Source organism: Barnesiella viscericola DSM 18177 (assembly GCF_000512915.1).
Lineage (GTDB): Bacteria > Bacteroidota > Bacteroidia > Bacteroidales > Barnesiellaceae > Barnesiella > Barnesiella viscericola.
Map to the genome: position 1 here is coordinate 29,183 of NZ_CP007034.1, position 13,806 is coordinate 42,988.

The window sequence follows — 13,806 nt, forward strand, 5'->3', positions numbered from 1 at the left end:
TATACCATGTATTTGAAAAATATAAATCCGAAAAGGCTGAGGCAACTGATTTCTCCTCTGCTGATCATATTGGTTTTGGTCCTGCCCGCTGCGGTGGTTTCGTGCGAGGATATGATGGGTAACTACTTGGAGAAACCACCGGGAGGAGATGTGACCGAGGATACTATTTTTTCGTCGAAGACTCAGTTGGAGACCTTCATGACTAGTATTTACCAGATGGGTATTCACTCCAATTTGGGATATGCTTCGGTAAAATCCAATATTTATTCCAATCGAGACGAGAATATCTTTGCCGGAGCTTGTGACGAGGCTGAAACCTGTGCCAACTGGTATCGTATGAACTGGTGGAACGAAGGTTCTATTTCGGCCAACCGTATCGATGATTCCCGATTTGATTATCGGTTTATTGCTATCAGAAAAGTGACGGTGTTGCTTGATCGCATCTACGATGTACCTGATATTACCCCCGAGTATAGAGACCAGTTGATTGCCGAGGCTAAACTCATACGAGCCTTGAACTATTTCGAGATGATGAAACGGTATGGCGGTATGCCTATCATTCGCGAGCGCTTGCAACTGGACGACAACTTGAAGATACCCCGCGCTAGTTTGCGCGAGATGCTCAATTTCATCTTGCAGGATATCGATGAAGCTTATCCGGCTCTGCTCGACAATGCGTTGCAGAATTTACGGGGACGCATGCACAAGGGCGTAGCCTTGGCTTTGAAGTCGAAAGTGTTGCTCTATGCCGCCAGTCCGTTATTTAATACGAATGTACCCTATCTTGATTTTGGAGCTAACAACAATCTTATCTGTTTGAATGAACCTAAGAATATGGTGTGGTGGGAACGCGCGGCAGCTGTGGCCGATTCGTGTATCCGCTGGGCCGAACAGAATGGCTGTTATTTGATAACCGATCAAGGTGTCGATGCCAACTATCAATATAGTTGGGAGGTCTATGACAATCCTGAAATTATTCTGGCGGAGAAATGTTCTTCTGGCATGGGGTGTTGGAATCGTCCATGGTCAGGTATTATACCTAGTACAATTATTGCCGGTAGTTCAGGCACCAACGGTACGACCCCGTTGTTGAATTTCGTGCGCAAGTATGAAGACCGAGAGGGAAACAAGGTTGAGTGGAATGGCGGTGATGATTTGCAAGCTAAGATGGCTAATCTTGACAGACGTTTCTCCCAAACGATTGCCTATAATTTGTCGTGGTGGAATTCACAGACGCCTGAGGTGCAATTATGGGAGGCTAACGCTGAGTTAGGTGTCTCAGCTGGGAAACACATCAAAGATTGTTACGGGGGATTTTGGTTGCATAAATTGGTTTCCCCATCGATTATGAGGCCTGATAATCAAAATCCGGTACCCAATTCGACCCTCTTTCAATTGAACGAAATCTATTTGAATTTTGCTGAGGCCATGAACGAGGCTTACGGACCCGACGATCGCCACGGCTTCAAGTACACGGCCCGTGAGGCCATCAACATCATACGTCAGCGTTCGGGGCAGCCGGCTATCCTGTCGGGTAGCGGAGCTTACCCTGATTTCAGAGAACTGGTGCGTAATGAGCGAGCCATCGAGCTGGCCTTCGACAATCACCGGTTCTGGGACGTGCGCCGTTGGATGATAGCCGAGGAAGACGGCGTGATGAGCGGTCCCATGTATGGTATTAAAATCTACTGGATCAGTACGAGCCCTCAGGAATTCCGTTATACCCCGTACCTGTATGAGAACCGCACGTTTACAAAGAAGATGTATCTGCACCCGTTCTCTACCAACGAGGTCAATAAGGGATATTTGATACAGAACCCAGGTTATTAACACAGTCATACTATGATTAACATGAAGATAAAGAAAGAGTCCCCAATGAAACATAGAATGTTTTTACTGGTGCAAGGATTGTTGTTTGCCGGGCTGTTGTCGGCACAGGTAGTCGTTACCGACTCGGCATCGACCGAGAGGCTTGTCCCGATTGCTTACGGTGAACGTCCCGATTGGGAAATGACAGGAGCCGTATCTTCGGTAAAAGGAGATGAACTTATCAAGTCGTTTACGACAAATGTGGCCAATACGTTATACGGCCGGTTGCCTGGGCTTACGGTAGGGCAGCAGAGCAGCGAACCGGGTGACGATGCTCCCACTTTGCATGCCAGGGGTATAGGTACGTTTGGGTCGGGACGCGATGTAACTATTATTATAGATGGTTTCCCTTCTACCTATGAGTTATTTCAGCAACTTTCTCCACAAGAAATCGAGTCGGTCAACTTGTTGAAAGATGCTGCATCGGCGGCTATTTACGGGAATAAGGCTGCTAACGGTGTACTGCTCGTGAAGACAAAGCGAGGTGTGAATGCTCCGTTGGAGTTAAAACTGGGGGTACGGTTCGGTATGCAACAGGCTACCCGGTTACCCGATTTCCTGGATTCGTATGATTATGCCCGGTTGTACAACGAGGCGATGGTCAACGATTACGGGCCGGGTTCCGAAGTCTATTCGGCGGCTGATTTGGACGCCTATAAAAATGGCACCGATAAATATCGCTATCCCAACGTAAACTGGTATGACCAGCTTTTGCGCAAACTCTCACCGATAGCCGACTATAACCTGTCGGCCCGAGGCGGTTCCGATGTCGTTCGTTATTTCGTTTTGCTCAATGTAGCAACTAACAGTGGTTTGTACAAGGGAATCGAAAAGGAGTCGGACTATACGAAAGATTTCTCATATACACGTTACAATTTCAGAACTAATGTCGATGTGAAACTGTCGAAGCGCATATCTTCGGAGTTTACGTTGGGAGGTAGTGTAGAAGATCGGGTGAATCCGGGTCGTGTGAGAAACAACGTGAGTGGTGAGTACAGTACCAATGTATTCAACCTGATGGCCAAACTTCCGCCCAACGCATTTCCCGTATATTACGAAGATGGTCGGATAGGAGGTAACTCGGCTTATTATAATCCTTGGGCCGAGATTACCGAGACCGGGTACTATTCGACCAACCGACGGGCTGCTCAACTGTCGGCCAAATTGATTGGCGATTTGGGTATGATTACCCCGGGATTGAGTATTTCGGGGGCCGTAGGATTCAATACCATTTACAAGTCCTATACGATTGCTTCGCGCGAATATGCACGTTATGATTTGAGTGGGCAGTCCTTTGGAGAGGTGTCGGCGATGTCGATAAGTGAGAGTGCTTATAATCAGTGGCGTAATTTTGTGGTTCATGGCTTTTTGAATTACGATCGCACCTTCGGAGCCCACCACGTCGATGCCATGTTGATGGGTGGATATGAAGAGTATAACGTCTCGACGACCGATTTGCCCTATAAGGATATTGTATCGGGAGGGCGGTTGACCTATTCGTACGACAAGCGGTATGTAGGTGAGTTTTCGTTTGCCTACTCGGGTTGCGATAACTACGCTCCCGGTAAGAGGTTCGGCTTCTTCCCTGCTGGGTCATTGGGGTATGTCATCTCCAACGAGGAGTTCCTGAAAGGAAACCGTGTGATTGACTATCTGAAACTGCGGGCCTCGTATGGGCTTACCGGTAACAAGGATAACGGTTCTACCCGTTTCCCCTATAACCAATATTATACGGGAGGAAATTACTACTTGGGAGAATCGAATACTGCGACTTATTACTATGTGCAGAACTATTATGCCAATCCTGATGCTACGTGGGAGAAAGATACGAAATTTAACATTGGGTTTGATGCCATTCTTTTTGATCGGTTGAGTATTACGGCTGACTATTTTAAGGAGCGCCGTTACGATATTCTCACGATGCCGTATGATGTGCTGCCCAGTTTTGTCGGGTTCGAACGTCCCGAGTTAAATATCGGCGAGGTGAGCAACCAAGGCTTCGAAGCTGTGGTTCGCTATACCGGCAAGGAGACGAGAGATCTTACCTGGTTTGTCGAGGCCAGTGCTTGGTTCGCCCGCAATAAGATTATCTACAATGCTGAGGCTCCCCAAAACTACGATTATCAGTATCGCACCGGCCATCGTGTCGATCAGCCCTTCTTACTCGAATCGCTCGGATTCTTCAACGACCAGGCCGAGATAGACCAGTCGCCTACGCAGACTTTTGCTACGGTTCAGCCGGGCGACTTGAAATATGCCGATTTGAATAACGACGACCGCATCGATGCCGAGGATTACAAAGCCATTGGTTATACCGACGTGCCCGAATGTACCTTGGGCCTGCATGCTGGAGCCACCTATAAGGGATTCGATTTCGATATTCTGTTCCAGGGGGCCGTTAACCGGTCGGTCTATTGGAGCGGTTCCTATTTCGAAGCCTTCCAGAATGACGGGCAGATATCGTCGATAGCATTGAACCGTTGGACCGAGGATACTAAGGCCACGGCTACTTATCCTCGTCTCTCGGCGTCGAACAATCAAAATAATTATCAATCCTCCTCTTTCTGGCAGAAAAACGGTGATTTCTTGAAACTCCGTTCGTTGGAGATTGGATACACGATACCGTCGAACTTAACCAAGAAAATAAAAATCGAGGGTATCCGAGTTTTTGCGAACGGAACCAATCTGTTCTCGCTGGATCATATGGACGGATTTACCGACCCTGAAACCCTTACTGGCTATCCGGCCATGAGGACGGTAAGTTTAGGCCTCAGTGTTCAACTTTAACTTAAAAATTAAGTATTATGAAACTATATAGAATCCCGATTGTCCTCGGACTACTGTTCCCGCTGCTGATTAGTTCTTGCGACGACCTGCTCGACCCTAAGGCCGAGACCAAGTTGACTGAAGAGTTTGCCAATATTTCGTATAGCAATACCTTATCACGCTCGGTAGGTTTATATTCTTATCTGCCCGACGGGCTCTCTTATCTGGACGGAGCCATGATGGCATCGGCCAGCGACGAGGCTGAGTTTACGTTAGAAACTGCATCGATTCACAATTTTAACGTGGGTAGCTGGAATGCCAACAGCAATCCCGATGAATCGGCTTGGGAGCGTAACTTTGAAGGTATATATGCCACTAATCTGTTCTTGAAAGAGTCGGACGATGTAGACTTGGACTATCTGAAATACGATCCGGCCAAGCAACAGGATTATCAAAACCGACTCAACAACATTCACCGCTGGAAATATGAGGCTCGGTTCCTGAGAGCCTACTACTATTTCGAGTTGGTGAAACGTTATGGTGGTGTGCCTATTATTACCGAACCGTTGAGTTTGGAGTCGGACTTGTCGGCCTATTCGCGAGACTCGCTGGCTGCCTGTATCCGGTTTATCGTCAATGAATGCGATTCGGCTGCAACTGTGTTGCAGGCTCCCGACCGCATGACCGATGTGGCCAATAACCTGGGGCGGGCCTCCAAAGGAGCCGCCTTGGGATTGAAATGCCGGGTTTTGCTCTATGCCGCCAGCGACCTGTTCAACAAGCCCGACGAGTGGGCCCCGGGATATGAGCACAAAGAGTTAATCTCCATGCAAGACGGGAAGACCCAGCAACAGCGTTGGGAAGAGGCTGCTGCGGCTTGCAACGATTTTATTACTTCGCTGGGCAACAAATATCCTTTGGACGAATACCGCTTGATTCGTAACTACCAGAATAGCGAGATTATCTTTGACCGTCGCTACGGTTCGACCAATACTTATGAGAAGACCAACTATCCGGTAGGCTATGATTTGGGAGAGAGTGGTAACACTCCGTCGCAAAATCTGGTAGATGCCTACGAGATGATCGACGGGACTCCTTTCGATTGGAACAACCCCGAGCACAGAGCCAATCCCTATGCCAACCGTGACCCGCGACTGGCCATGTCGATACTTACCAATAATGTCGAGTTCAAGGACCGCACGGTCGAGGCTTGGACCGGGGGGCGCGACGGGAAAGGGGTGATTCATGCCTCCCGCACCGGTTATTATCTGTATAAGTTTATCGATCCCAACCTGGACTTGTTGCAAAACCGCACCAGCGTGCACCATTGGGTTATCATGCGATATGCCGAAATTCTGCTGAGTTATGCCGAGGCCATGAACGAAGCCTATGGACCCACCGGCAATGTGGGCTATCGGTTGAACGCCGTGCGAGCCTTGAACCAGGTGCGCAACCGGGTGGGAATAGAGATGCCAGCCGTACCTTCTACCTTGACGCAAGAGGAATTGAGGGAGAGAATCCGGAACGAACGTCGGGTTGAGCTGGCCTTTGAAGACCACCGCTTCTGGGACGTGCGTCGTTGGATGATTGCTCCCGAGACCTTGGGCGCTCCGTTGCGGGGTGTAGAGATTACGAAAATCTCGGACGAAGAGTTTGAATACAAACCTGTCGAGATAGAGAAGAGAACGTTTGAACCTAAGATGTATTTATATCCGATTCCCCAGGCCGACTTGAATACGACGGGCTGGCCTCAGAATCCGCTTTGGTAAATAGATACGAACACTAACCTATAAAATGCAATAAGATGAAATCAAGAATAAAAAATCGCCTTCTGCTTGTCACTGCAATCTGCTCCTTGCTTGCGGGAACGTCCTGTCAATATGACGAGATTGTCGATATTCCATATCCCGAGTCGCGTATCTATCTGCCTATTGCCGTGAATGGCAGTATCTCGACCGACGGCATCTATACGATTGACGAGGGTGCCTCTACCAGTTGGGTTTCGCCCACACCGGGACAACCCCTGAAATATACGGTCGAGAGAGACAACAATGCATTCATAATCCCGTTGGGCGTATATCGTTCGGGAACGGGAAAAACAATCGAGGAAACCGCCAATGTCTCTTTGGCCTTGAATCCCGATACGGTGCAGCAGTTGATTGCTTCGGGAACATTGACCGAGACCGAGTTGTTGCCTTCGGAGTATGTGCAGCAGATACCGCAAGGCGTGCAGATTCAGGACGGCAAGAATGATGCTCCGTTTAATATCGTGATTGATCTCGATTTCCTGCGGGCCGATGCTCCTAAAAAGTATGCCTTGGGTATTACCATCTCCGATACCGAGCATCGGGTGAATGAGGCCCTCAATACGGGAATCGTTCTCATCGATACCCGCATCACCGTGCCGCAGGCTGTCTTTACGTCGCAACTCGAAGGCAGTTCGTCCGATACGTTTGTCTTCACCAACTCGTCGTTGTATTGGGATTTCTTCTCGGGCGATAATGCTTTTGCCTGGGACTTTGGCGACGGGTCGGCCGTCTCGCATGAAATCAATCCCACGCATCAATATGCCGCCGCCGGTGATTATGAGGTTACCTTGACGGTGACCGGGGTGACGGGCGAAAATGTCTCTGTGACCAATACAGTTTCTGTAAAAAATAATTGAATCGATAAATTTTAATTTTTGGATACGATGAAAAATATTTGTAGTAGTTTTTTAAGTGTACTCTTGCTGTTGTGCTTGTTTCAGGGATATGTCTCGGCCCAAAACAGCTATGTATTGAGCGGGCTGTCGGAGCTGACGGCATTTACTTCCGAGACAACTCAGGAGGCGGTCGAAGACTTGACCGTGATTGAACCCGAAGGTAGTGAGGCTATTCCCGAATCGGAAATCTTTAAACTGGCCGACCGGGTGAAACAGATAACGGGGACCCTGACCCTCGAAGGGCTTACTCAATTGACTACTACGATAGGGCTCATCGATCGAATCGATTGCAGCCAGGCCGGGTTTGTCTTCAAGAACTGTTCGGCCTTGGTCGATATGGACGCCTTTGCCGATGAAGAGAAGTTTGCCGTTATCAACGGTGACTTTATCGTCGACAACTGTCCGATGGTACAGACCGGTGCCGCTACGGCTCACCTTGATAAATCTTTTTCAAAGATGCGCGAAGTCAAGGGTGACTTGAAACTCATCAACATCACAACGGCCATGAACAAACCCGAAAAGATATTTCCCTATCTGAATCGGGTCGAAGGCGATTTTGTAATCGACGGTTGCACGCGTCTTTACTATTTTACCAACGGTGATAACACGGCCAATATGCCGTTAACCTACATTGGCGGAGACTTGGTGCTGCAAAATAACCGTTCGCTGCAACGGCTGAACGGATTCGGTACGCTGAAACACTTGGGCGGGAATGTGACGATTTTGGACAATGGAGCTATTCCCGAGGAACCTTCCGACGACGATATTATAGGTTATTGTAAAATCAAGTATTACGAGATGGCCGGTATCTTGAATGAGAACGCGGTGGTTCAGTTGGGGCGCACGACAAGCCTGGTTGATTTTGAATCGCTTTCGCCTTGTCCCTACGAAGTAGTCGAAGATGTCAACGGTACCTTCCGGGCCGTACCGGCCAATCGTTTCCTGTCGTCAATCGGTATGAATACCTCTATCAACGGTCGAGGAGAGAATGTCAATACGACCGAGGAAATTATGCGCTATCTGGGTGCTCGCTGGATTCGCACCAGCGTGGGGGGGAGTGTGAAATCAATTACTAATCTGCCTGATGAATCCTCGCTGGGTGGAGGTACCTCCATCGCTTCGTACAAACAGTTGTACGAGAATGCCGGTATCCGGTTCAGTGCAGGCTTGGGTGCCGGAGGTCAGGAGCGGAATATTCCCAACCTGATAAACAACGTAAAACGGATTATCGAAGCCACCTCTCCCGATGCAATTATAGCCATCGAGGGAAACAATGAGCCTAACAATAAAAACTGGTATGTAATTTTTGAAGGTGAAATAGGTGGTGGAAAAGCCGAGGGACAGTACAACTGGAAACCCGTGGCACGTATGCAGCGAAAATTGTATGAAGACGTAAAGGCCGATCCCGTGTTGGGAACCGACGGTTATAACTATCCGGTTTGGAGTCTGACATACGGTGGAGCGTCGGAAGAGAATGTAGGTTTGCAATATCTTAAAGTGCCCGAAGATGATATGGAGGTTCCCGAAGAGTTCAGAGGTGTAACTTTTGCCGATGTGGCCAATCTGCACAACTATTTCAATCACCCTAGTTTCAAGTTCCCGCAGAACAACCAGACGTGGAGAGCTGCCGAACCGGGTACCAACGTGCCGCCGGGTTGCGATGTGTTGTATCGTCACTTCGGAGTAACCTGGTTGAATAAGTATAAAGGCTATCTGACTGATGAAGAGTTGAAAGCTTTACCTCGTGTAACAACCGAGACAGGTGCTAAAATAGATGGAGCCGTTACTGAAGAAATGCAAGGTAGATTGTATCTGTCGCTCTATCTGGCCCAGTTTGCCCGCGGGTTTGACTATACAGCCATGTACATCTTGTCTGATCGTCGTGATGAATCGGGAAATCAGAGCTTCGGCTTTTACGATAAGTTCTATACGCCCAGGGCAGCAGCTCACTACTTGCACAACTTCACGACGATACTTGCCGACGACAGTGATATCGAAGAGCCGGGCGAGTTGACCTACTCCATTACGGGTCGCACGATAACGGTGCATGACCTGCTGTTGCAGAAAAACGACGGCACGTTTGAACTCATCGTCTGGGGCGAGAAATATGAAGGCGGTAGCGACCGGGTGACCGTTGGGTTCGACCAGACCTATGACGAGGTGTGGGTCTACAATCCGATTACGGGTACCAATCCCGAGATGATTTTGAACAACGTCAACTCGATTGAGCTCGACATCTCCAATCACCCCTACATTATCGAAATCGGTAAGCACCCCGAGCTGTCGGTCGACGAGCTGGAAAGTGACGATTTCCAGATACGGGCCTTCCCCAATCCGGTTATCAAAAACCTTACCATCTACTCCGATACCGAGATGGGTAAAGTGTCGCTGTTCAATATGATGGGAGGGTGTGTATATACCGGTCGGGTGTATGACAAGGTCTACACCATCGACATGGATCGCTTGCCCCGAGGAGCCTATATTTTGACGGTGTTTGATGAGGCCGGGAACTGCATAAAGAAAGAGAAGGTGATCAAGTCGTGATTGGATTCGGTTATCGATTTGAAAGTAAAGAATTTTTAGAATTTGCATATTATGAAAAACTCGTTATGGATACTTTTGGGAGCCTTGTTGCTTACCGCTTGCGGCCATAGCTCTTCCGATGAAGAGAATGCCGATATACTCACCTATGTCAATCCGTTTATCGGTAATGCCGATAATGGTCACACCTTCCCGGGAGCCTGTGTGCCTTTTGGTCTGGTGCAGGCCAGCCCCGAGACAGGCAATGACTCGTGGCGATATTGCTCGGGATTTAATTTTGAGGACGATTCGATTATGGGGTTCGCCCAGAATCACCTGAACGGTACCGGGTGTTCCGACTTGGGCGATGTGTTGCTCTTCCCGTTCAGTGGCGAAGTGAAGGACGGCATATACAAGAGTGCTTATGATAAGACGACACAAAGTGCCGTTCCGGGATATTACCGTGTGAAACTGACCGATTCGGATATTGACGTCGAGGTGACGGCTACACAACGTACCGCTTATTATGTGTTTACATACAATTCAAACGAACCGGCCCGCATGTTGCTGGATATGCAGAGCGGTGTGGTGTGGAATCAGGAGGCCCTGCGCACCCATGTGCTCTATGCCGACATGAATATGCCCGACAACTGGACCATTACCGGCCATCAGGAGGTCACCAACTGGGTGCGCCGGCACTATTTTTATGTGGTGAAATTCGACAAGCCCTATACCGTGAAGGAGGTGCTCCCGGCTCGTGAAGGCGAAAAGGCCAAGCGGCTGGTTCTGGAATTCAAGTTGAAGCCCGGAGAGTCGCTGCAAACCAAGGTCGCCCTCTCGACGGTAGGGGTCGAGGGTGCTCAGAGTGCGCTGTTGACCGAGAGTCCCAACTGGGATTTTGAAACCGTCAAGACCGAGAGCCAAAACTTGTGGCGAAAATATCTGTCGAAAGTTACCGTATCGGGAACAAAAGAGCAGAAGACCAATTTCTATACTTCGCTGTATCACCTCTATATCCAGCCCAACAACTTGGCCGACATCGATGGCAAGTATCGGGGTGAGAACGACAGTGTGTTTGTTTCGAAATCAGGAGCCTATTATTCTACCTTCTCGCTGTGGGATACCTATCGGGCCGCACACCCGCTCTACACGATATTGATACCCAAGCAGGTGCCCGGCATGATCAACAGTCTGCTGGAATATGCCAAGGTGCGGGGCCATTTGCCGGTGTGGACCTTATGGGACAAGGAAACCTATTGCATGATTGCCAACCATGCCGTGCCGGTGATTGTCGATGCCTATTTGAAGGGTTTTAAAGGATTCAGTCCCGAAGATGCCTATAATGCCATCAAGACCTCGTTGACCGTGAGTCACAAGAAATCGGATTGGGAGACCTACGACAAGTATGGCTATTACCCCTACGACATTATTACGGTCGAGTCGGTATCCCGCACGTTGGAGTCGGCCTACGACGACTATTGCGCTGCCCAAATGGCCAAAGCCATGGGGAAGGACGAGGACTACGAGTTCTTCATGAAACGGGCGAGTGCTTACAAGTCGCTGTTCGATCCCGAGACCAAGCTGATGCGTGGCAAGGACTCGAAGGGGAAATGGCGCACCCCGTTCAATCCCTTCCTGCTGTCGCATGCAGCGAGCTGCGGTGGCGACTATACCGAGGGAAATGCCTGGCAATATACCTGGCACGTACAACATGATGTCGAGGGGCTCATCGATTTGATGGGAGGGAAAGAGTCGTTTGCCATCAAACTCGACTCGCTCTTTCAGATGGACAGCGTAGCTGCGAACACGGGCTTTGTTTCCGATGTCAGCGGATTTATCGGGCAGTATGCCCATGGCAACGAGCCGAGTCATCATGTAGCCTATCTGTATAATTATGTCGACCAGCCTTGGAAAACGCAGGAGTTGATTTCCGAGATATTCGAGCGCTTCTATCAACCACGTCCCGACGGACTGTGCGGGAATGACGATTGTGGTCAGATGTCGGCCTGGTATATCTTTTCGGCCATGGGATTCTATCCGGTCGACCCCATCAGCGGTGAGTATGTATTGGGTGCTCCACAAGTCGACAAGGTATCAATTCAGTTGACCGAAGACCGCACTTTTGTGGTCGAGGCCAAGAACTTGTCGAAAAAGAACAAGTATGTCAAGTCGGTTGAATTGAACGGCAAACCTGTCAAGGGGCTTATCATCAAGCACGAAGATATTATGAGCGGTGGTACCTTGGTATTTACCATGACCGACGAACCTGTGAAAAGAATGAGTGAATAACCAATAGATGCGAATTTATGAGACGAACGACAGGAATACTCACACTTTTGTGTGCCTCGGTTGCGGTTGCCTGGGGGCAACCGCAATCAGATGTCGTCGACATCACATTCGACAAGTTGGGGGCCCTCTATCATAAGAATGAATCGGGCAATGCCATCTGCCGGGTTATGAAGGCCGGCGATCGGGACACTTGCCGGGTGGCTGTCGAGTTGGTCGATATGGAGGGAAAACCGGCCGGTTATCGAGAGACCTACGAGCTGGCCTCTCCTTTCGAGCGTTATTACTATGTGCCCCTGAAACTTTCGGAGTGGGGCTACTACTATGTGCAGGTGAGCCTGATGCAGGCCGACAGTGTGGTGTTCAGCCAGCGGGCCGGTTTCGGGGTGATACCCGATGTTACTCTCACGCAGAAAGATTACGAATCGCCCTTTGGTGTAGGGGCCCATTATGCCCGCTATGGCGATTGGCGGGTTGCCGACATTCAGCAACGGTTGGGAATCGCATGGGTGAGAGACGTGGCTCGTTGGAAGGATTTCATCGGAAAGTGGAGCGACAAACCCGACCCGTTTGTCGACTATCTCGACCGCCATCACATCTGCTGGCTGCCCATCTTGGACTACGTCGATGCCCGTCACGGCTGGCAGGACCAGAAGGGTGTGTGGCGTTGGGACGAAGATGTGTCGAATATCAAGAAGTATATAGAGATGAACCGGGGACACATCGATATATACGAGTCGCAAAACGAACCCAGCAACTTTGCCGGGTGGAACCAGCGGTGGCCTCACCCGCAAGGGCAGAAGTGGCGTCCGCAAGGGTGGGGAATACCCTTTACCGATTTGGTGAAACAGATGCACGACTCGGTCAAGTCGGTCAGCCCTGACATCAAACTGATTTGGCCGGGCGAAGAGGAGTGGATCGAGTATTTCGACGATAACCGCGACCATGTGGCCGACCACATCGACTTTACCGCGATACACCCCTATATCTTGTGGCGGAAGACGCCCGAGACCTCTCCCTTCTACGACAGCTTCTACCGCACACAGAAGCAGATGTTGAAGAGCCGTCACATCTCTACCGAGATTTGGGTGACCGAGACGGGGTGGACAACCTATCTGCCCGACTCGATTCGTCGCCATTTCCCGCCGGTGACCGAGCTCCAGCAGGCACAGTATCTGGTGCGAAACTATCTGGTGCAGTTCTATTTCGGAGCCGGGAAGATGTTTTGGTACGAGCTGGTCGAGGAGCCCTTTGGCGTGCATCACCCCGAATCGGGATTCGGTCTGTTGCGCTATAATGCTCAGCTGACGGTGAAACCTGCGGCCGTGGCCTTTGCCAACATGGTCTATAACTATCGTTACCTGAAACCGATAGGACGGTATCGGGCACAAGAGCGCAAGACCTATGGTTTTGTGTATGAAGATACCCGGGCCGACAATGCTCCCGTGCTGAGTATCTGGCGGCAGTCCGACGAGCGGGTAGAGTCGATTCCCGTGAAATATACCCGGTCGCTCACCGGTGTCGATATTTTCGGTCGTCGGGTCGAAATCCCCGTTATCGACGGTGTGGCTCGTTTGCCGTTGTCGATGTCGGTCCTCACGGTGAGAGGCTTTGACCCCAGAGATTTGAAAAATTTGTATGAACCCCAAGAACAAGATTGA

At 49.8% G+C, this 13,806-nt stretch carries 7 protein-coding genes; all 7 read left to right on the forward strand.

Annotated features, from left to right (window positions below):
* Positions 1-6: 6 nt before the first annotated feature.
* From BARVI_RS00095 to BARVI_RS00125, 7 genes are read left to right on the forward strand one after another with little or no spacing between them, the layout of a single operon-like run.
* A complete protein-coding gene (locus BARVI_RS00095; protein ID WP_038534200.1) occupies positions 7-1,830 on the forward strand; it encodes a RagB/SusD family nutrient uptake outer membrane protein in 1,824 nt (607 codons plus the stop codon).
* Between the two features lie 45 nt (positions 1,831-1,875).
* On the forward strand, positions 1,876-4,656 hold the full coding sequence (locus BARVI_RS00100; RefSeq protein WP_232213986.1) for a SusC/RagA family TonB-linked outer membrane protein: 2,781 nt from the start codon (positions 1,876-1,878) through the stop codon (positions 4,654-4,656).
* A 17-nt stretch (positions 4,657-4,673) separates the two neighbouring features.
* Positions 4,674-6,404: a RagB/SusD family nutrient uptake outer membrane protein gene (locus tag BARVI_RS00105; RefSeq protein ID WP_025277255.1), complete on the forward strand. Its 1,731-nt coding sequence runs from the start codon at positions 4,674-4,676 to the stop codon at positions 6,402-6,404.
* A 35-nt stretch (positions 6,405-6,439) separates the two neighbouring features.
* On the forward strand, positions 6,440-7,300 hold the full coding sequence (locus BARVI_RS00110) for a PKD domain-containing protein (RefSeq protein ID WP_084546936.1): 861 nt from the start codon (positions 6,440-6,442) through the stop codon (positions 7,298-7,300).
* Between the two features lie 27 nt (positions 7,301-7,327).
* Positions 7,328-9,883: a T9SS type A sorting domain-containing protein gene (locus BARVI_RS12790; RefSeq protein ID WP_084546937.1), complete on the forward strand. Its 2,556-nt coding sequence runs from the start codon at positions 7,328-7,330 to the stop codon at positions 9,881-9,883.
* A gap of 51 nt (positions 9,884-9,934) precedes the next feature.
* Entirely contained in the window at positions 9,935-12,148 is a 2,214-nt protein-coding gene (locus BARVI_RS00120) for a GH92 family glycosyl hydrolase (protein ID WP_025277258.1), read from the forward strand.
* A 17-nt stretch (positions 12,149-12,165) separates the two neighbouring features.
* Positions 12,166-13,806: a glycoside hydrolase 5 family protein gene (locus tag BARVI_RS00125; RefSeq protein ID WP_038534201.1), complete on the forward strand. Its 1,641-nt coding sequence runs from the start codon at positions 12,166-12,168 to the stop codon at positions 13,804-13,806.